The organism is Serratia sp. TSA_198.1 (assembly GCF_052686505.1).
Window position 1 is genome coordinate 1,983,457 of sequence record NZ_JBQZFP010000001.1, and the last position, 19,410, is coordinate 2,002,866.

Genomic DNA, 19,410 nt, shown 5'->3' on the forward strand with positions numbered 1-19,410 from the left:
GCGATCAGGATACCGTTACTTGAGCCAAACCATGCCTTCTCTGTTATTAGTTGATGACCACCCTGTGGTTCATGTCGCACTGGAAGCGGCGCTAATGAAGTCTTCCCGCCCTTATAGCCTGCAGGCGGTTCAGGATGATGTTCAGGCGTTGGCCCAATTGGCCGCAGCCAATTTTTCGCTGGTCATTCTGGATATCGGCCTGCCGCAGGTAGACGGCTTGCAACTGCTGAAAAAAATCCGCCGCCACTACCCGCAGCAACCGATCCTGATCTACACCGCGCAGGAAGAAGAGATCTACGCGCGTATGGCCTGGGCGGCCGGTGCCAACGGGTTTGTGCATAAAGGCAGCCGGCTTGAACAATTGGTGCAGGCAATTGAAACCGTGCTGGCCGGGGAGCCGAGTTTTCCCGCCGCTGCGATGACGGAAGAAACGCAACCGGCAGAGGGCGTGCTGCTGACGCCCAAAGAGCTGCAGATCCTCGGCCTGCTCAGCAAGGGGCTGTCCAATCTGCAAATTGCCGAGATGCTGAACATCAGCAACAAAACCGTCAGCACCCACAAGAAGAATATTCTGCGCAAAACCGGCGCCAGCAATCTGTTGGAACTGGTGGCGGTATTTAGAGAATTGGCGCCATGATGCGCGGCATTCTGCTGCTGTTGGCGATATTGCTCAACCTCGGCAACGTCGCGTACGCGGCGCAACCGGTGTCTTATCAGTTAGTCAGTAACCTGAATATTCCGGCGGACATGCTGATCGCCAGCGAGAAAAATCCCTGGCGCGACGCGACGCTGCGCGTGGGCATCATCAGCGAGAATGCCAGTCCCTATAACATTATTGTGGATGAGGATCTGTACGGGTTGAACGCCGACTACCTCGGTTATGTCCAGCAGGTCACCGGCATCCGCTTTCAGATTTACGGTTTCGCCGATCTGGCGCAGCTCGAGCAAGCGCTGCACAGCGGCGCTATCGATCTGCTGTACGGCATTCCGCAGAACGAGGCGCTGGAGGATCTGAAAATCTCCCAGCCTTATTACGTCAGTAACCTGCGCGTGCTGCGCGATCGGAGCAATGACCGCCGGGTGATGCTTAACTCCGCCGATGCGCGGGTGGCAATCAGTACCCTGACCGATATGCAGGCCGGCAACGCGCTGAAGGCGGTGTCTTCCCACGTTCAGCGTTATGACAACAACCTGCAGGCGGTGTATGCCTTGCTGAACGGCAGCAGCGATTACTTTATTGCCGACGAAGCCAGCGCCAGCTTTATTATTGACCAGTTGCAGCTCGGCCAGCTTTATCAGATCGAAAGCACGGTCAATCTCGGTAACCTGTCTTTCGTCTTCGCCGCCGACAACCCGGCACTGATCGACACCCTCAACGTCGCTATCGCCGATGCGCCGATGGAGTTGATGAACGCCATTCAAAGCCGCTGGAGCAAAAAGATCCCCAGCTATCTCGATACCGGCAACGCCGATCTGACGCAGATGGAAAAAAGCTGGGTAGAAAAGCACCGCACCGTTTATTACGCCGCCATAGAGAATAACTTCCCGTTCGCCTATCGCGGTTCCGACGGCCAGCCGCGCGGCTACGCGATCGACATACTCAAGATCATTGCGCAAAACACCGGGCTGCGTTTTGCTCCGCTATGGGCGCGCAACGCCGAACAGGCAGACCAACTGGTGCTATCCGGCCAGGCCAGTTTCCGCACCGCTCTGCCGCTGGCGCGCGGCGTTAAGGCGCGTTACAGCGCCAGCATGCCGATTCACCGTTCGCTGTGGGGGGTTTACGTCGGTCAGTACGCCAACGGGATTTCTACCTGGAGCGATCTGGCCGGCAAACGCATCGGCGTTTTGCAGGGCGATCTGGCGCAGGGGCTGGTGCCGCCGAACGAAGAGCTCATTCATTTTGCCGACAGCAAGGCGATGTATGACGCTCTGGCCAACGGCCAATTGGATGCGCTGGTGGATAACGTGATCTCGGCGAACTTTATCGCTCTGTCACGTTATGCCGGGGCAATAAAACTGGCGTTCGCCGCCAATAATATCGCCTATCCGGTGGCGTTCGGCGTGCGTCAGGATCAGCCCCTGCTGCTGGCTATCCTCGATAAAAACCTGATGCAGATCCCCTCGGAAACGCTGCAATCGCTGCGCGATGAGTGGATTGTCGATCGCAGCAACCTGATTGATGCGGTGAACGACAACCGCATGCAACCGCAAACTACTTGGCTGCTGGCGCTACTGGCGGCAGCGATCCTGCTGTTGCTGGCGCTGACCCTGCGCCGCTTTGTTTTGCAGCGGCGGGAAAAACGTGAGCGTGAAGTGATCGAACAGGCACGCCGTCATGCCGAAGCCGAGAACCGGATGAAAAGCAAGTTTCTGGCCACCATCAGCCATGAACTGCGCACGCCGATGCACGCCATCCTCGGCCTGCTGGAACTGGAGCTGAAACGCCAGCCGATGCCGGAGGGGCTGCCGGTCATTTACAGCTCGGCGTCATCCTTGCTCAATCTGCTCAATGACTTACAAGATTACGCCCGGCTGGAAACCGGATCGCTGACGCTAGTGCCAAAAGCCATGGCGCTGCAACCCTGGATAGCTCACATCAGCGCGCTGTATCAGCCGCTGATCGGCGAACGCCCGCTAACCTTGAGCGTTACCGCCAGCCACCAGCTTCCCGCCGCCGTTGTTATTGATGGTGAGCGTTTACTTCAGGTGGCTAACAACCTGATAAATAATGCCATTAAATTCACTCCCCGCGGCAGCATTCAGGTCAATATCGGCTGGCGCGAACAGGATAAACAACAGGGCGAACTGCTGCTGACGGTGACCGATAGCGGCTGTGGCATCGCCGCCGATGAGATAGGTAAGCTGTTCCAACCTTTCTACCGCGCACGCGGTGCACAACGCGTCTCGGTTCAGGGAACCGGGCTGGGGCTGTCTATCTGCAAGGAAATTATCGAGCAAATGGGCGGCCAGATTGAGCTGCATTCACAGCCTGGCATAGGTACGCAAGTCAAGGTGTCAGTACCGGTAACCCAAGCCGCCCCAGATGCCGCCCCCCCACGCCAGAACGACCAACCGCTCAGCTTGCCGCCTCCCACGCTGCGCGTGGCGCTGATTGACGATCACCCCACCAACCTGCTGCTCATGGAGCGGCAACTGCGTCACTTCGGCCTGCAACCCGCGCTGTTCGAGCACGGTTACGCATTGCTGAAAGCGCACCGCAGGCAGCCATTCGACCTGTTGTTTATCGATTACAACATGCCGCGCCCAGACGGCCTGACATTGGCGAGACTAATACGACGCGATGAACAGCGAGATCAGCGGCCGGCCTGCCAGATTATTCTCTGTTCGGCAGACGTGCAGGAATTTACCCGCATTCCACAGGGACAGGTGGCTATCGATCGCTTTTTGACCAAGCCGATTTCACTGGCCGCCATTGCTCAGGCGTTACCGCAGCAACCGCAGGCGCTGGAAGGACAGTTAGCCCTTACTGACCTGCAACGGATGCTGGCCGATATGGCCGGTAACGATCGGCAGATGGCGCAACGCCTGGCGACCACGCTGCTCTCCACGCTGCGACAAGACCGGCAACGGCTTGACAAAGCGGCGGAGGGCGAAGACTGGCCTAGCCTTGGGCAAGCCGCACACCGCATCAAGGGCAGTCTGCTGATGTTGCAACAGCCTGAGGCCGCAAGCCTGTGCCAATTGCTGGTGGAAAGCGGCCGTGATGGGATGTTGGCTCAGGCCGCCTATACTGAATTGAGTGCGTTAGTAGAACAGATACTGATAGAACTGGACGGTCTGGTCAGCACTGACGCGCTGAATTTCGCTCTACATAAGGATAAATAATGACGGACTCCCCACAGACACACCTGCCAAAAGACAGTAATAGTAAACGCCTACTGACCGCTTTTTTAGTCACTGCGGTATTTATGATCGCCGAAGTGGCCGGCGGGTTGATTTCCGGTTCGCTGGCGCTGCTGGCCGACGCCGGCCATATGCTCACCGACGCTGCGGCGCTGCTGGTGGCGCTGATGGCCGTACACTTTTCGCAGCGGAAACCCAACGCGCGCCATACCTTCGGCTATTTGCGCCTGACCACGCTGGCCGCGTTCCTCAATGCCGCCGCCCTGTTGGTGATCGTGGTATTCATCCTGTGGGAGGCGATACGGCGTTTCTTCGAGCCACAGCCGGTGATGGGTACGCCGATGCTGATCATCGCCATAGCGGGGCTTCTGGCTAACCTGTTCGCCTTCTGGCTGCTGCACCGCGGTACGGAAGAGAAGAATATCAACGTGCGGGCCGCTGCGTTGCACGTATTGGGGGATTTGCTGGGCTCGGTGGGGGCGATCGTAGCCGCCATTGTGATCCTGAGCACCGGCTGGACACCGATTGACCCGATATTGTCGGTACTGGTGTCCTGTCTGGTGCTACGCAGCGCCTGGCGGTTGCTGAAAGAGAGCTTCCACGAATTGCTGGAAGGCACGCCGCAGGAAGTGGATATCAACAAACTGCAAAAAGACTTGTGCCTGAATATTCCCGAGGTACGCAATATTCATCACGTTCACGTCTGGCAGATTGGCGAACAGAAACTGATGACGCTGCATGCGCAAGTGATACCGCCAAACGACCACGATGGCCTGCTGCGCCGCATTCAGGCTTATCTGCTGGAACACTACCGTATCGGCCATGTCACCATTCAGATGGAATATCAGCACTGTGATACGCCGGACTGCGGGATTAACCGGGCACCCGAGCCGAGTGACCACTCACATTCCGGCTCGCATTCACATCTGGGTCATCACCACTAAAATCAAGAGGGCGCCAGTTTGGCGCCCTCTGCGTTTGTTATTGCGAGGAAGATAACGGCAGGGAATGGTTGCGACCTGCACTTTTGATCCACAACCAGGAACCGTTCAGCGCAATCAGCGTCAGGATCACGTATTCCAGCGCCATGGCGTACACGCCCTGGTAGGTGAAAATCGCCACGCTGATCACGTCAATCACCACCCACAACAGCCAGTTTTCCACGTATTTGCGCGTCATCAGGATCATCGCCACGATCGACAGCACCATCATCGCCGAATCCCAGAACGGGAAAGCATCCGGCTGCAGCTGCGGCATTTGCACGCTGAAGCCCATTCCCTGCATTACTGTCACAGCAAGCTGCGTCAGCCAGGCAAAGACGCTGTCGATATTGAAAGTCATCAGGGCAATGCCGATAACGCACACCGCCGCCCAGGCCAGCGCTTTCGGCAACGGCAGCCATCGGATTTTCAGCTCGGCCTGATTGTCCTGGGTTTGGCGGCTCCAGGCATACCAGCCGTAGATATTGGCGGCAAAAAAGAACAGTTGCAGCAACAGGCTGGCGTAAAGCTGGATCTGAAAGAAAATCACCGCAAACAGCGTGACGTTAATCAGACCGAACAGATAGTTGATGATTTTCTCTTTGCTGGCGTACCAGATACACAGCAGGCCGAACAAGGTACCTATGGCTTCAATCCATGACAGATCGTAACCGCCCGCCCCCAGCGGAATGTGCACCAATATATTGCTGGTACTGAAAAAGCTCATCTGTTCTTCCTTATCAAATGGTTAACTTAAGCGTTCCCTTTGACCTGCATTTTCAACTGCGCGGCAAAGTCCAGCATCCGGTTAAGCGGGATCAACGCCTTTTCGCGCAACGCGGCATCCACGTGGATTTCATGCAGGGCGCCGCCCTGCTCTAACCCGTCGGCAATCGCCTTAAGACCGTTCATCGCCATCCACGGACAGTGCGCGCAGCTGCGGCAGGTGGCACCTTCACCGGCGGTTGGCGCCTCGAACAGTTCTTTGTCCGGGCAGGCCTGCTGCATCTTGTAAAAAATGCCGCGATCGGTGGCAACAATCAGCTGCGGGTTGGGCAGCGTTCTGGCCGCCTGAATCAGTTGGCTGGTTGAGCCGACCGCATCGGCCAGATCGACCACCGCCTGTGGAGACTCTGGATGCACCAGTATCGCCGCTTGCGGGTACAAGGCCTTCATGCGCATCAGCGCCTGGGTTTTAAACTCGTCATGGACGATACAGGCCCCTTGCCAGCACAACACATCGGCGCCCGTCTGCTTTTGCACATAGTTGCCCAGATGGCGGTCCGGCGCCCAGATGATTTTTTCGCCCAGGCTGTCGAGGTGTTCTATCAACTCTACGGCGATGCTGGATGTTACCACCCAATCCGCACGCGCCTTTACCGCCGCCGAGGTATTAGCGTAGACCACCACGGTGCGATCCGGGTGGCTGTCGCAAAATGCGTGAAACTCTTCTTCCGGGCAGCCGAGATCCAGCGAACACTCGGCGTTCAGCGTCGGCATAAGCACCTGTTTTTCCGGGCTGAGGATCTTGGCTGTTTCCCCCATAAAGCGCACGCCGGCGACCAGCAGAGTCGAGGCCGGGTGATTGCTGCCAAAGCGCGCCATCTCCAGCGAATCCGCCACGCAGCCGCCGGTTTCTTCCGCCAGCGCCTGAATTTCCGGATCGGTGTAGTAATGAGCCACCATCACCGCATTGCGCTGCTTGAGCAGGGTTTTAATCTTCTCGCGATAAAACGCCTTTTCCGCTACGTCCAGCGGCACCGGTTTGGGCGGGAACGGGTACACCACCGCATTGACATCAAACATTTCACTCATCGCTGCAATCGTCTCTGTGCTAGGCTGGGTGTCTGCTGCCCGGGTATGCCCCTTCGCAATCACCACTCGTTTTATATCCTAAACAAAATACCTAAAAATACGCCAAAAGTCCGCTGATATTTTCATTTTTGCGATGATAAAGTTTAATGGATTGAATTCCGACAAAAGAAAGACGATTGCAGTAGGTGCGGTTTATCAGGAAGTGAAAAGTGCGTGTTTATAGAAATGATGCACGGACTGAAAAGAATGGTGGGTCGTGCGGGATTGATTCGGCCTTTGGCCTCGCCCTTCGGGCCAGCGCAAGCGCTGTCCAAAATTGACGGGGCAATTTTGTCGAACCTGAACGCAGCTTCTCACCCACAGGATTCGTGCGCTATGCAATGTTATGGTTTGGGGAAAGTGCTGAGGTATCGGAAAGAATGGTGGGTCGTGCGGGATTCGAACCTGCGACCAATTGATTAAAAGTCAACTGCTCTACCAACTGAGCTAACGACCCACTGATGTGGTTTACTGCTGAAACGCGTAAGCAGGAGAGAGACTCGCTGCAATAATAATGGTGGGTCGTGCGGGATTGTTCGGCTTTCAGCCTCACCCTTCGGGACATCACTTCGTGATGTTGTCTCGCTTTGCGAGACTCGAACCTTTACGGTTCTCACCCTTACGATTCCACATCGTAATCACATCTAAAAATGGTGGGTCGTGCGGGATTCGAACCTGCGACCAATTGATTAAAAGTCAACTGCTCTACCAACTGAGCTAACGACCCACAGCAGTGGTGGGTGATGACGGGCTCGAACCGCCGACCCCCTCCGTGTAAAGGAGATGCTCTACCAACTGAGCTAATCACCCACTAGTGTGGTTACTGCTACTACTTCAGAAATTGGTGGGTCGTGCGGGATTCGAACCTGCGACCAATTGATTAAAAGTCAACTGCTCTACCAACTGAGCTAACGACCCAATTTCCTAGCTGCTTTAACATCTTGCAAGTTGTCTTGGCAACGGCGGCATATATTACTAATTTATCTTGGCAGCGCAACTTAAATTTTAAAACAAGTGGTTCAACTGCTTGTTCTTCACACGAATGAGCCCAGAAAGCGGTCAGATAGACTAATTTCTGGGCTCATTTTTTTGCTTATTAACCGGCAACGCGACTTTTCGCCTGTTTGGCCGCAGCACTGGTTGGGTATTGTTTAATCACCTGCTGGAACACGGCTTTGGCTTTATCGGCCTGCCCTTTTTCCTGCATGATGATACCCACCTTGTACATTGCGTCCGGCGCCTTAGGTGATTTTGCGTAATTCTTCACCACGACGGCAAAATAGTAGGCCGCATCGTCTTTCTTACCCTTGTTGTAGAACAACTGCCCCAGCCAATAATTGGCGTTGGGCTGGTAAGTAGACTTTGGGTACTGTTTTACGAAGGTCTGAAAAGCGGAGATCGCCTGATCATACTGTTTTTTTTCCAGCGCCAATGAAACAGCGGCGTTGTAGTCGCTGTTTTCATCGCCCGTACTGGCCGGTGCTGCTGCTGAGGCGCCCGCAGGCGCGCTGTCAGCGCCGTCGGTGGAGGCAGCCGCTGCTGCCCCACCTGCGGCACCCGCAGCGGCTGCGGAGCTCTGAGCGCCGCCCTGGCTGATGCTATCCATCTGTTGATAGATCTGCTTTTGGCGTTCAACAACCTGATTCAGTTGATATTGGCTTTCCTGGATTTGCCCGCGGAGAGAGTCAATATCGCGCTGGTTGTCAGAGAGTTGTTGCTGGAGTTGGTTTAAAAGCTGGCCCTGAGCATTGGAGATACGCTCAAGTGAAGTGACACGGTCTTCGACCGAGCCGGAGCCGACATTACTGATTGGCGCTTGGGCAGTAGCGGCCCATGGGACCGCTACGCCAACCAGTAACGACAGACTCAACAAGTGACGTCTGAAGTTACTGTTCATGCGATTCTCTTAGTAAACCAGAACGGCACGACGGTTTTTAGCATAAGCCGCTTCGTCGTGGCCCAGTACTGCTGGTTTTTCTTTACCGTAAGAAACGATAGAGATCTGGTCAGCTGAAACGCCTTTGCCTTGCAGGTACATTTTAACTGCGTTAGCACGACGCTCGCCCAGAGCGATGTTGTATTCCGGCGTGCCGCGTTCGTCCGCGTGGCCTTCAACGGTCACTTTGTAAGACGGGTTGTTACGCAGGAATGCAGAGTGTGCGTCCAGCATCTGAGCGAACTCGGAGCTCACGTCATACTTGTCCAGGCCGAAGTAAACAATGTTGTTCTTCTGCAGTTCTTGCATCTGCAGACGAGCTTGTTCTTCAGAAGACAGGTTGCTGCTGCCGTTTTCTGTACCAGTGCCAGCGCCAGCGCCCAGACCAGATTGGTCGTTGTTTGCGCTTTTGTTAGAACTACAAGCCGCTACAGCCAGAACTGGCAGTGCCAGCAGAAGCCCTTTCAGCACTTTGTTCAGTTGCATTTCTTTGATCCTTTTATAGTTTGCCATACATATTTACACATGCATCACAGATACGGCGACCAGGCAGGGAATTTGACCTGTCCATCAGTTGCCGGAAGACGCGCTTTGAAACGCCCATCAGTCGATACCAGTTGCAGCACGGAGCCCATACCTTGCGTGGAGCTATAGATCACCATGGTGCCATTTGGCGCAATACTAGGCGTTTCGTCCAGGAACGTGCCGGTTAAAACTTGAACGGCTCCCGATCCAAGATCTTGTTTGGCGATATGCTGAGCGCCGCTATTGGAACTCACCATCACCAGGAATTTACCATCAGAGCTGACTTCAGAATCCTGATTCTGAGAGCCTTCCCATGTCAGACGCTGTGACGCACCGCCACTGGCACTGACTTTATAAATCTGCGGTCGGCCGCCCTGATCGGAGGTATATGCCAGAGACTGGCCATCCGGGAACCAGGTCGGTTCGGTATTGTTGCTGCGCCCGTCGGTGATTTGCGTGATCTGGCCAGAGCCGAGATTCATCACGTACAGGTTCAGGCTGCCGCTTTTAGACAGCGCAAAGGCCAGACGGCTGCCGTCCGGTGAGAACGCCGGTGCACCGTTGTGACGCGGGAACGAAGCGATCTGACGGATAGCGCCATTAGCCAGGGTCTGTACGACCAGCGCAGAACGGCCGCTTTCAAAGGTCACGTACGCCAGTTTACTGCCATCCGGCGACCAGGCCGGGGACATCAACGGCTCCGGTGAACGGTGTACCACAAACTGGTTGTAACCGTCGTAATCCGCTACGCGCAGCTCGTACGGGAATTTCCCGCCGTTGGTCTGCACTACGTAAGCGATACGAGTACGGAACGCGCCCTTGATACCGGTCAGCTTCTCGAACACTTCGTCACTGGCGGTGTGTGCAGAATAACGTAACCATTGTTTGGTCACTTTATACTGGTTTTGCGCCAATACGGTGCCCGGTGAACCTGAAGTGTCCACCAGCTGATAGGAAATCAGGTAGCCACCGTCTGCACCAGGTTGCACCTGGCCGACCACGACCGCGTCAATGCCCAATGCAGTCCAGGCCGCCGGCGTCACTTCAGACGCGGAGGTCGGTTGCTGCGGCATGCGCGCCACATCAATAGGGTTGAATTTGCCGCTATTGCGCAAATCTGCGCCGACAATCTTGCCAATGTCTTCCGGAGGCGTGCCTGGGCCAGCCCATTTAAACGGTACCACACCAATCGGACGAGCAGAGTCGACCCCTTGGGTGATTTCGATGCGAACTTCCGCGTGAAGAACGGACGCCCACAGTATTAAAAAACCTAACGCTACTCGAAATGCCTGCTTCATCTCATCTCCCTTATCCAGGCGGGATGCCTGCGATAAATTAGCAGAATTTTAACAAACCAACGCAAACAAAACTACATAATCCCTGTTGGTTACCTTAGTACATCCCTGCGATATGACTCAGCTCAAACAACCATTACTGTGGTTTAAATTCAAGGATAGAACTCTTAAATTGCTGATAAACGGCATCGCTCGGCGGTTTAGGAATATTTGCCAATTTTGCTGCTGTTACCGCTGCCTGACACAATGCAGGATCGCCACCTGCGGGCTGGACATTAATTAAAAAACCATCAGGCCCTAACCGTATACGCAGATCGCAGGTTTTCCCACTGAAATCCGAAGCACCGTAGAACTTACTCTGGATAGCCGCCTGAATTTGGCTCTTATAACCATTAATATCCGCCCCACTGGCCCCCGCAGTCTTGGCATTGCCCTGACCGGCAGGTTTACCGTCGCCCTTCGACTTAGCGCCGCCAGACTTGGCGCCGCCGCCTTTCGGCGCGTTTTTACCGTCTGCCAAACCGCCAAAGAGATCGTCAACCTCTGAGGACTGAGCTGCAGCTTCGGCAGCAGCTTTCTTCTTGGCATCCGCTGCGGCTTTCTTGGCTGCAGCCTTCTCGGCAGCAGCCGCTTTTTTCTCAGCCTCTGCGGCCGCTTTCTTCTCGGCGTCAGCAGCTGCCTTTTTCTCGGCTTTCTCGGCTTCTGCTGCAGCTTTCTTCTCAGCTTCCGCTGCGGCTTTCTTCTCGGCGTCGGCAGCCGCTTTTTTCTCTGCGGCTTCAGTCGCTTTTTGCTCAGCGGCAGCCGCTTTCTTCGCTTCTTCCGCCTGTTTCTTGGCGGCAGCAGCGGCGGCGGCTTCTTTCTTGGCTTCAGCTTCCGCTTTCTTCTGTGCGTCCGCTTGCGCCTTGGCAACTTTATCCGCTTCGGCCTTAGCCTTGGCGGCGGCCGCTTCCGCTACTTTCTGTTGTTCTTTGGCTTTCTCCGCAGCCTTCTCAGCCACTTTTTGCTGTTCAGCGGCCTGCTTTTGTTGCTCAGCGGCCTGTTTCTGCTGTTCTGCCGCTTGCTTTTGCTGCTCTGCGGCCTGCTTTTGCTGTTCAGCCTGTTCTTTCGCGTCCTGCGCCGCTTTTTCCTGCGCGGTCAAACGCTCTTTCTCCAGTTCTTTCAGGCGCTGTTGTTCCGCCGCCTGCTTCTGCTGAAGTTCTTCGGCCTGTTGCTCCGCTTTTTTCTGGCGCTGCTTTTCAGCACGCTGCGCGTCGTTACTCTGCTGTTGCTGGCGGTTGTACTGCTCCACCACTGCCCCAGGATCGACCATCACTGCACCGACAACCGAACCCTCGCCGCCACCGCCGGCGCTGTCCATGTTGACGTTTTCTTGCAGCGATCCCCAAATCAGCAGGGCAATCAATATGAAGTGCAGAACGACCGAAACAATAACGGCGCGGTTCAGCTTATCGTTTTGCTCAGTTGCCTTTACCAAAATAGATTCCCAAAAACTGGTGTTGCTTATACGGGGTTCCTGCGCCTGAGCACAGGAACCGGGTTGCCTCTAACCTTGCAGTCAGATTGGCTGGGTCATCAGCCCCACGGAAGCGACGCCCGCCTGATGGAGAATATTCAATGCCTTGATAATCTCATCGTAGGGTACTTCCTTCGCCCCGCCGATCAAAAAGACCGTCTTCGGGTTAGCCGCTAAACGCGACTTGGCTTCGGCTGCAACCTGCTCCGGCGGCAACAACTCCATGCGGTTGTGATCCACCACCAGCGTATATTGACCGACACCGGAAACCTCGAGGATCACCGGCGGGTTATCGTCACTGGACACCGCCTTGGAGTCGGTGGCATCAGGCAGATCAACCTCAACGCTCTGGGTGATGATCGGCGCGGTTGCCATAAAGATCAGCAACAGCACCAGCAACACGTCGAGCAACGGAACTATGTTAATTTCGGACTTCAGCTCGCGCCGATTGCGTCCACGAACTCTCGCCATGCTACCTCCTACTTATTTGCTGTCGCTGGAGAAGGCCTGACGATGCAGAATAGCGGTGAACTCTTCCATAAAGTTGTCGTAATTCTGCTCAAGCTTGTTGACGCGCTGGTTGAGGCGGTTATAGGCCATAACGGCCGGGATAGCGGCGAACAAACCGATGGCGGTTGCGATCAGTGCTTCGGCGATACCCGGTGCTACCATTTGCAGCGTGGCCTGTTTCACCGCACCCAGTGCGATAAAGGCGTGCATAATCCCCCACACGGTGCCGAACAAACCGATATACGGACTGATCGACCCCACGGTGCCGAGGAAAGGAATGTGGTTTTCCAGCGTTTCCAGCTCGCGGTTCATCGAGATGCGCATAGCGCGTGACGCGCCTTCGATCACGGATTCCGGCGCATGGTTGTTAGCGCGGTGCAAGCGAGCGAACTCTTTGAAACCAGAATGGAAAATTTGTTCGGAGCCGGTCAGGCTATCGCGACGTGCCTGGCTTTCCTGATACAAACGGGAAAGTTCAATACCGGACCAGAATTTGTCTTCAAAGGCCTCGGCGTCACGCGTAGCCGCATTAAGGATGCGGGTGCGCTGAATGATGATCGCCCAGGAGGCCACCGAGAAGCATATCAAAATCAACATGATAAGCTTAACCAGCAGGCTTGCCTTCAAGAATAAATCTAGGATGTTCATCTCATTCACTGCTTAAACTCCGCGACAATAGACTTAGGAAGCGCTATCGGCTTCATTTGGTGTGGATCAATGCATGCAATCAACACATCGGCCTGACTCAAAAGAGTTCCGTCAGAATTGACAATACGTTGAGCAAACGTGAGAGAAGCCCCGCGCATTGAGGTGATTTCACTCTGCACTTCCAGCTGTTCGTCGAGACGAGCCGGAGCCAGATAATCCACCGTCATGCGCCGGACTACGAAAGCGATATGTTCACTGAGCAGCTGCTGTTGATGAAAGTTGTGGTGACGCAGCATCTCGGTGCGCGCTCTTTCAAAAAAGGCGACATAGCGGGCGTGATAGACCACACCACTGGCATCGGTATCCTCGTAGTAAACGCGAACCGGCCATCGAAACAACGTATTACTCACTCTACTTCCCAGCAATGCAATTTAACGGTGCTACTATACGCAAGACGGATCGGGTTGGGAATGGGTTACAAGAAGGGAACGAAAATAATTATGGGCCGGAACGGCCCATAACACGGGGATATAACGGAGATTATAAAGAAACGTAAAATAATCCTGCGGCCAGGATCACAATTGCCGGAAGTGGTGCAAAAAAAGCACGCCATAACGAACGTTGCGGTCGGAACCCGACGCCGTGAATCACGCCCGTGCACACCGCCCAAATAAGCAGCAGGCCTTCCCAAATCTCCAGCGAGCTGGTCTTCGCCGCAAAGCGGGTCGGATCCCAGAAAATACAGCCCGCCAAAATCAACGCCAGCACCAATGAAAGGGCCCGAACCGGGCCCTTGTCAGTCATGGCGTACAGCTTGTCAGCCAATGACGAACTCATCACTTGCCGTCTTGCTGCGCTTTTGAATCTTCGTGATGCTCAAGCGCCAGCGCCGTGATGATGCCGAAGGCGCAGGCAAGAAGCGTTCCGAGAATCCAGGCAAAATACCACATGGTTTAGCTCCTTATCCTTAATACAGCGAATGCTTGTTGTTCTCGATGAAATTCTTGTCGAGACGGCCAAACATTTTGTAGTACGACCAACTGGTGTACGCCAGAACGATAGGCACGAAGATCGCCGCAACAACGGTCATCACTTCCAGCGTAAACAGGCTGGACGTCGCGTCCCACATGGTCAGGCTAACGTTAGGCACAGTGCTTGACGGCATCACGAACGGGAACATGGTTACCCCGGCGGTCAGGATCACACAGGCAATGGTCAGTGACGAAGACACGAAGGCCAACGCGTCTTTCTGCAAACGCGAGAACAGTGCGGTGAACAACGGCAGCACGACGCCCAACGCAGGCAGCGCCCACAGCGCCGGGTACTTGTTGAAGTTAATCAACCAGGCACCCGCCTGATGCGCCACTTCTTTACGCATCGGGTTAGACTCCGCCATAGTATTCAGCGCCGAGGTAATCACATACCCATCGATGCCTTTCACCAGCCATACGCCGCCCAGCAGGAAGCATACCGCCATCACCAGCGTGGAGATCTGTGCCGCAGCGCGTGCGCGCAGGTGGATCTCGCCGGAGGTACGCATCTGCAGATACGTTGCCCCTTGCGTCACCAGCATGGTCAGGCTGACCACACCCGCCAACAGGCCGAACGGGTTCAGCAGTTGGAAGAAGTTGCCGGTGTAGAACAGACGCATGTATTCGTCCATGTGGAACGGCACGCCCTGCAACAGGTTGCCGAACGCCACGCCGAACACCACGGCCGGCACAAAGCTGCCGATGAAAATGCCCCAGTCCCACATGTTGCGCCAGCGGCTGTTTTCCAGCTTCGAACGGTAGTCAAAACCGACCGGGCGGAAGAACAAGGCTGACAGCACCAGGATCATCGCGACATAGAAACCGGAGAACGCCGCCGCGTAGACCATTGGCCAGGCGGCGAACAGCGCGCCACCTGCGGTGATCAGCCACACCTGGTTACCGTCCCAGTGCGGAGCGATAGAGTTGATCATCACCCGACGCTCAGTATCGGTTCTGCCGATAATGCGCAGCAGGATGCCGACGCCCATGTCGAAACCGTCGGTGACGGCGAAACCGATCAGCAGTACGCCAATCAGAGCCCACCAGATAAATCGCAGTACTTCATAGTCAAACATACGTGGACTCCTGTTTAGCGCGCTTCCTGCACGGCGGCAGTCGGTTGTTCAAAGTGGTAGCGGCCAGTTTTCAGGCTGCTTGGACCCAGACGCGCAAATTTGAACATCAGGTACATCTCAGCCACCAGGAACAGGGTGTACAAGCCGCAAATCAGCCCCATCGAGAACAGAATGTCGCCCGCAGTCAGTGAAGAGTTGGCGACAGCCGTCGGCAGCACCTCACCGATCGCCCAAGGTTGACGACCGTATTCAGCCACAAACCAGCCGGCTTCGATCGCAATCCAGGGCAGCGGCAAGCCATACAGCGCCGCGCGATGCAGCCATTTTCTCTGACCGATGCGCCCGCGAATCACGCTCCAGAACGACAGACCGATGATAAACAGCATCAGCACACCACAGGCCACCATGATGCGGAAGGCGAAGTACAGCGGCGCCACGCGTGGGATGGAGTCTTTGGTCGCTTGCTGGATTTGCGCTTCCGTCGCGTCGGTGACGTTCGGGGTATAACGCTTCAGCAACAGACCGTAGCCCAGATCCTGCTTGGCTTTGTTGAACTCGGCGCGCACGGCCGGATCGGTATTGCCGCCACGCAGCTCTTCGAGCAGTTGGTAGGCTTTCATGCCGTTGCGGATACGCACTTCATGCTGCGCCATCAGATCTTTCAGGCCGGTGACCTGGGTGTCCGTTGAGCGAGTCGCAATCAGCCCGAGCGCGTAAGGGATTTGAATCGCGTAGGAGTTTTCCATTTTATCCTGATTCGGGATCCCGAACAGGGTAAAGGCGGCCGGAGCCGGTTGGGTTTCCCACTCGGCTTCGATAGCGGCCAGCTTGGTTTTCTGCACGTCGCCCATTTCGTAACCGGATTCATCACCCAGCACGATAACGGACAGTACGGCAGCCATACCGAAACTGGCGGCAATGGCGAAGGAGCGCTTGGCGAAGGCGACATCGCGGCCTTTCAACAGGTAGTAAGAGCTGATACCCAGAACGAACATCGCACCACAGGTGTAGCCGGCAGCCACGGTGTGCACAAACTTCACCTGCGCAACCGGGTTGAGCACCAATTCGGAGAAGCTGAGCATCTCCATGCGCATGGTTTCGAAGTTGAAGTCAGAGGCGATCGGGTTCTGCATCCAGCCGTTGGCAACCAGGATCCACAGTGCGGAGAAGTTCGAGCCCAGCGCCACAAGCCAGGTTACCGCCATGTGCTGCACTTTGCTCAGACGATCCCAGCCGAAGAAGAACAGCCCGACCAGCGTCGATTCAAGGAAGAACGCCATCAGACCTTCGATGGCCAGCGGAGCCCCGAAAATATCACCGACGTAATGGGAGAAATATGACCAGTTGGTCCCGAACTGGAACTCCATGGTCAAACCGGTGGCCACACCCAGAGCAAAGTTAATCGCAAATAACTTGCCCCAGAATTTGGTCATATCTTTATAGATTTGTTTGCCAGACAGCACATATACCGTTTCCATAATTGCCAGCAAAAACGCCATGCCTAGCGTTAATGGGACAAATAAGAAATGGTACATCGCCGTTAAAGCAAACTGTAAGCGCGACAGTTCGACAATATCAAACATCTTGACTCCTTGCTCCTCGCAGGAAGACTCCGACATGCGGTTATCGGTAATACTTCTTTCGAAGACACCGGTAACGCCCCGCAGTGAATGCCCTTAAAAACAACAAATTTGATCCAGCTTCTCCGCTTTCAACCGCGCACTCACCGCAAGGCCACGCGGGCCAACGTCAAGCACACCACTGAAAACCGACAACGGGTAACAAATGCAACAAGATCAACCATCCATAATCACAACATGGATGATACTCGCCCAATCCCACACAATAAATAGGTTTTTGCGTGATGTGGGTTAGACTTTTGGTTACAGGTCAAATCCTGGCCAAAAGAGGGACTCTGGGCTAATTTGATCTGAAACAATTTAAGCCTATCTTAGTATTATTTCCATATTCATCAGCACATTTCTCATAATTTTCTTAGGGTCATGTTGCGTAATGGTTTAATTGTTTTTTAATGATATTTTTGTGTTAAATAAATGTAATTTAAAAGCGGTGTCATTGTATTATTACGCGCTTATTATGCGACATAATTAACTTTTTATTTCCAATAATCGAACACAGTGATTTCAGTCACAAAAGCAAAAAACTCTCTCCAATATTAGTCTATTTTTAGCTATTTGATCGTAAAGGTTGCATTTTTGTAGCAAAATAGAATCTTGTATAAAAAATCTTTGGCCTACAATAACTTATGAAAAAAATTCTTTTTGCCTCTGTTCTTGGACTCTCAGGGAGCGCCATCGCCGCGGAAACGGTGAATATTACGTTGCTGGGCACCTCTGACCTGCACGGCACCTTCGTGCCCTGGGACTACGCCAGCGATACCGAAAACCTGGCAGGCAGCCTGAGCCAGATCGCCACTCAGATTAAAAAACTGCGTGCCGAACAACCCAACCTGATCCTGGTTGACGCCGGCGACACCATTCAGGGCAATTTTGTCGAAACCTTCAAACATGAGGCCATCAGCCCGATGATGCTGGGCTTCAACGCGCTCAAGTACGACGTCTGGGTGATGGGCAACCACGAGTTCGATTTCGGCCTGCCGGTGCTGGCGACGCCACTCAAGCAGTTTGAAGGCACCGCGCTGGCGGGCAATATTTTCTGGGATAACGGCAAGCCGTTCCTGCCGGCGTACAAAATTATCGAACGCCAGGGCGTTAAAATCGGCATTATCGGCATGGATACGCCAATGACCGCCGAGTTTGCCAAAGGCACCGATCGCACCAAAGGGCTGAACTTTACCGACCCTGTGCAAGCGGTGAAGAACGTAATCAGCGAGATTGACGGCCAGGTCGACGCCATCGTTCTGGTGGCGCATATGGGTATCGATAACGAAAACCAGCGGCCAGGCACCGGCGTGGCCGACATTGCCAACGCCAACCCGCAACTGGCCGCGATCGTTGCCGGACATATGCATGTAAAAATCGACAAGGCAGTGGTCAACGGCGTCATTATTACCGAGCCGGATAAATATGGCCGTGCGCTATCGCGCATCGATCTGCAGTTTGAACGGCGCGACGGCAAGTTCGCCCTGATCAACAAAGACAGTTTTACCTACCCGATTAAGGGCATCACGCCCGACAGCGGCATGCTGGCCCTCTACCAGCCGTATCACGATATTCTGCGCGCCAATGCCAATCGGGTGGTAGCGACGCTGACCGGCAGCGATCTGGTGCCGGCCGACGAGATCAAGGGTATTCCGCAAGTGCATATTCAGGATACCGGCATCAGCGCCCTGTTCCAGCAAGCCGCCCATTATTACGCGCCGCAGGCGCAGGTGATCGCCCTGCAAATCGATAATGACTCCGCCAAACTCGATGTCGGTGAAATCAAGGCCAAGGATATCGCGTTTAACTATCAATACGCCGGCGGTGAAATCACCGTTTATCAGCTCAACGGCAAAGCGTTAAAACAGTATATGGAATGGTCCGCCGGTTACTTTAACCAGCTTAAGCCGGGTGATGTTACCTACAGCTTTAACCCGGCGCGTCGCTCCTCCAAATACTCCACCAACGACTTTTTCGACGGCGTCACCTACAGCATCGATCTGCGCCAACCCGCCGGTTCGCGCATTACCGATTTACGCCTGGCCGATGGCACCCCGGTTACCGACGAGATGCCGATTCGCCTGGGCATGAACAGCTATCGCATGGGGCATCTGACGCAAAAAGGCGGTGCGCTGGAGGGGCAATCCTTCCCGGTGCTGTCCGACAGCAAGGCGCAATACGGCGAGGAGGAAGGCACCATCCGCAATCTCACCCTGCGTTATCTGACGGAAGTGAAAAAAGGACAATATCAAGGGCTGCCGCAGCAGCGCTGGAAACTGGTGGGCATGGAAGGCTATGACCCCCAGCGGGCGATCGTCAAAAGTCTGTTAAATCAAGGCATCATCCGCGTCCCCACCACCGATGACGGCCGTTATACCAACGTGGCATCAATCAACGTTAAGGATGCATTATTCAGTGACGCCGCCGGTTATAACGCCGCCCTCTCCTCGCTCGAAAAGCAACGGGGAAACAGCAACGACGCAATGCAAAAACAACGTCTGCAGGATCGCATCACGCTGATCAAGGCGCTCAACAGCTTCTGACCCCTTCCAT

Annotated in this window: 17 protein-coding genes, 4 tRNA genes and 2 other RNA genes; 4 read left to right on the forward strand and 19 right to left on the reverse strand. The window is 54.8% G+C overall.

Annotated elements, in window-relative coordinates:
• Nucleotides 1–31: 31 nt before the first annotated feature.
• Genes ACUTSW_RS09495 through zitB form a run of 3 tightly spaced genes read left to right on the forward strand, consistent with a single transcriptional unit; the run spans nt 32 to nt 4,811 of the window.
• On the forward strand, nt 32–637 hold the full coding sequence (locus ACUTSW_RS09495; RefSeq protein WP_445584464.1) for a response regulator: 606 nt from the start codon (nt 32–34) through the stop codon (nt 635–637).
• Nucleotides 634–3,849 (forward strand): ATP-binding protein, encoded by a 3,216-nt coding sequence (locus ACUTSW_RS09500; RefSeq protein WP_445584263.1) that lies wholly within the window; start codon nt 634–636, stop codon nt 3,847–3,849. Before ACUTSW_RS09495 ends, ACUTSW_RS09500 begins: the two co-directional genes overlap by 4 nt.
• Nucleotides 3,849–4,811, forward strand: a complete 963-nt coding sequence (zitB, locus tag ACUTSW_RS09505; protein WP_445584264.1) for a CDF family zinc transporter ZitB — start codon at nt 3,849–3,851, stop codon at nt 4,809–4,811. The genes ACUTSW_RS09500 and zitB overlap by 1 nt, the downstream gene beginning before the upstream one ends.
• 37 nt (nt 4,812–4,848) lie before the next feature.
• On the opposite strand, the gene pnuC is transcribed toward zitB, so the two are convergent.
• The 19 genes from pnuC to cydA all read right to left on the reverse strand — a co-directional run bounded on the left by pnuC (nt 4,849) and on the right by cydA (nt 16,818).
• Nucleotides 4,849–5,574, reverse strand: coding sequence for a nicotinamide riboside transporter PnuC (pnuC, locus tag ACUTSW_RS09510; protein WP_445584265.1), 726 nt, complete (start codon nt 5,572–5,574; stop codon nt 4,849–4,851).
• 26 nt (nt 5,575–5,600) lie between these two features.
• Nucleotides 5,601–6,662 (reverse strand): quinolinate synthase NadA, encoded by a 1,062-nt coding sequence (nadA, locus tag ACUTSW_RS09515; protein WP_445584266.1) that lies wholly within the window; start codon nt 6,660–6,662, stop codon nt 5,601–5,603.
• Nucleotides 6,663–6,909: 247 nt separating this feature from the next.
• A non-coding RNA gene (locus ACUTSW_RS09520) (RtT sRNA) lies at nt 6,910–7,039 on the reverse strand.
• 43 nt (nt 7,040–7,082) lie between these two features.
• Nucleotides 7,083–7,158 (reverse strand) — tRNA-Lys (locus ACUTSW_RS09525).
• Nucleotides 7,159–7,216: 58 nt separating this feature from the next.
• Nucleotides 7,217–7,338: non-coding RNA, RtT sRNA (locus ACUTSW_RS09530), on the reverse strand.
• A 14-nt stretch (nt 7,339–7,352) separates the two neighbouring features.
• Nucleotides 7,353–7,428: transfer RNA gene (locus tag ACUTSW_RS09535), tRNA-Lys, on the reverse strand.
• A gap of 7 nt (nt 7,429–7,435) precedes the next feature.
• Nucleotides 7,436–7,511 (reverse strand) — tRNA-Val (locus tag ACUTSW_RS09540).
• A gap of 32 nt (nt 7,512–7,543) precedes the next feature.
• Nucleotides 7,544–7,619, reverse strand: a tRNA-Lys gene (locus tag ACUTSW_RS09545).
• A 178-nt stretch (nt 7,620–7,797) separates the two neighbouring features.
• The gene (gene cpoB / locus ACUTSW_RS09550) at nt 7,798–8,598 is read right to left on the reverse strand and encodes a cell division protein CpoB (RefSeq protein WP_062869950.1); all 801 of its coding nucleotides are present in this window, start codon (nt 8,596–8,598) and stop codon (nt 7,798–7,800) included.
• A gap of 9 nt (nt 8,599–8,607) precedes the next feature.
• The gene (gene pal / locus ACUTSW_RS09555) at nt 8,608–9,123 is read right to left on the reverse strand and encodes a peptidoglycan-associated lipoprotein Pal (protein ID WP_013811931.1); all 516 of its coding nucleotides are present in this window, start codon (nt 9,121–9,123) and stop codon (nt 8,608–8,610) included.
• A gap of 44 nt (nt 9,124–9,167) precedes the next feature.
• Nucleotides 9,168–10,460: a Tol-Pal system beta propeller repeat protein TolB gene (gene tolB, locus ACUTSW_RS09560; protein WP_004949773.1), complete on the reverse strand. Its 1,293-nt coding sequence runs from the start codon at nt 10,458–10,460 to the stop codon at nt 9,168–9,170.
• 133 nt (nt 10,461–10,593) lie between these two features.
• A complete protein-coding gene (tolA, locus tag ACUTSW_RS09565) occupies nt 10,594–11,931 on the reverse strand; it encodes a cell envelope integrity protein TolA (RefSeq protein ID WP_445584267.1) in 1,338 nt (445 codons plus the stop codon).
• A gap of 81 nt (nt 11,932–12,012) precedes the next feature.
• Entirely contained in the window at nt 12,013–12,441 is a 429-nt protein-coding gene (gene tolR, locus ACUTSW_RS09570) for a colicin uptake protein TolR (RefSeq protein WP_004949769.1), read from the reverse strand.
• A 12-nt stretch (nt 12,442–12,453) separates the two neighbouring features.
• Nucleotides 12,454–13,137 carry a Tol-Pal system protein TolQ gene (gene tolQ, locus ACUTSW_RS09575; RefSeq protein ID WP_006324117.1) on the reverse strand — a complete coding sequence of 228 codons (684 nt, stop codon included), beginning with the start codon at nt 13,135–13,137 and terminating at the stop codon, nt 12,454–12,456.
• On the reverse strand, nt 13,134–13,538 hold the full coding sequence (gene ybgC, locus ACUTSW_RS09580) for a tol-pal system-associated acyl-CoA thioesterase (protein ID WP_004949765.1): 405 nt from the start codon (nt 13,536–13,538) through the stop codon (nt 13,134–13,136). Before ybgC ends, tolQ begins: the two co-directional genes overlap by 4 nt.
• A 130-nt stretch (nt 13,539–13,668) precedes the next feature.
• Nucleotides 13,669–13,965 (reverse strand): cyd operon protein YbgE, encoded by a 297-nt coding sequence (gene ybgE / locus ACUTSW_RS09585; protein WP_006324115.1) that lies wholly within the window; start codon nt 13,963–13,965, stop codon nt 13,669–13,671.
• Nucleotides 13,965–14,078, reverse strand: coding sequence for a cytochrome bd-I oxidase subunit CydX (gene cydX / locus ACUTSW_RS09590; protein WP_004949761.1), 114 nt, complete (start codon nt 14,076–14,078; stop codon nt 13,965–13,967). Before cydX ends, ybgE begins: the two co-directional genes overlap by 1 nt.
• A 17-nt stretch (nt 14,079–14,095) precedes the next feature.
• A complete protein-coding gene (gene cydB, locus ACUTSW_RS09595) occupies nt 14,096–15,235 on the reverse strand; it encodes a cytochrome d ubiquinol oxidase subunit II (protein WP_004949760.1) in 1,140 nt (379 codons plus the stop codon).
• A 14-nt stretch (nt 15,236–15,249) separates the two neighbouring features.
• On the reverse strand, nt 15,250–16,818 hold the full coding sequence (gene cydA / locus ACUTSW_RS09600) for a cytochrome ubiquinol oxidase subunit I (RefSeq protein WP_004949759.1): 1,569 nt from the start codon (nt 16,816–16,818) through the stop codon (nt 15,250–15,252).
• 683 nt (nt 16,819–17,501) lie between these two features.
• Between cydA and ACUTSW_RS09605 the strand changes: the two genes are divergently transcribed.
• Nucleotides 17,502–19,400: a bifunctional metallophosphatase/5'-nucleotidase gene (locus ACUTSW_RS09605; protein WP_445584268.1), complete on the forward strand. Its 1,899-nt coding sequence runs from the start codon at nt 17,502–17,504 to the stop codon at nt 19,398–19,400.
• Nucleotides 19,401–19,410: the final 10 nt, after the last annotated feature.

Bases quoted from the DNA above. Each gene is read 5' to 3' on its own strand.
- ACUTSW_RS09495 (WP_445584464.1), top strand. From the start codon at position 32: ATGCCTTCTCTGTTATTAGTTGATGACCACCCTGTGGTTCATGTCGCA.
- ACUTSW_RS09500 (WP_445584263.1), top strand. From the start codon at position 634: ATGATGCGCGGCATTCTGCTGCTGTTGGCGATATTGCTCAACCTCGGC.
- zitB (WP_445584264.1), top strand. From the start codon at position 3,849: ATGACGGACTCCCCACAGACACACCTGCCAAAAGACAGTAATAGTAAA.
- pnuC (WP_445584265.1), bottom strand. From the start codon at position 5,574: ATGAGCTTTTTCAGTACCAGCAATATATTGGTGCACATTCCGCTGGGG.
- nadA (WP_445584266.1), bottom strand. From the start codon at position 6,662: ATGAGTGAAATGTTTGATGTCAATGCGGTGGTGTACCCGTTCCCGCCC.
- cpoB (WP_062869950.1), bottom strand. From the start codon at position 8,598: ATGAACAGTAACTTCAGACGTCACTTGTTGAGTCTGTCGTTACTGGTT.
- pal (WP_013811931.1), bottom strand. From the start codon at position 9,123: ATGCAACTGAACAAAGTGCTGAAAGGGCTTCTGCTGGCACTGCCAGTT.
- tolB (WP_004949773.1), bottom strand. From the start codon at position 10,460: ATGAAGCAGGCATTTCGAGTAGCGTTAGGTTTTTTAATACTGTGGGCG.
- tolR (WP_004949769.1), bottom strand. From the start codon at position 12,441: ATGGCGAGAGTTCGTGGACGCAATCGGCGCGAGCTGAAGTCCGAAATT.
- ybgE (WP_006324115.1), bottom strand. From the start codon at position 13,965: ATGAGTTCGTCATTGGCTGACAAGCTGTACGCCATGACTGACAAGGGC.
- cydX (WP_004949761.1), bottom strand. From the start codon at position 14,078: ATGTGGTATTTTGCCTGGATTCTCGGAACGCTTCTTGCCTGCGCCTTC.
- cydB (WP_004949760.1), bottom strand. From the start codon at position 15,235: ATGTTTGACTATGAAGTACTGCGATTTATCTGGTGGGCTCTGATTGGC.
- cydA (WP_004949759.1), bottom strand. From the start codon at position 16,818: ATGTTTGATATTGTCGAACTGTCGCGCTTACAGTTTGCTTTAACGGCG.
- ACUTSW_RS09605 (WP_445584268.1), top strand. From the start codon at position 17,502: ATGAAAAAAATTCTTTTTGCCTCTGTTCTTGGACTCTCAGGGAGCGCC.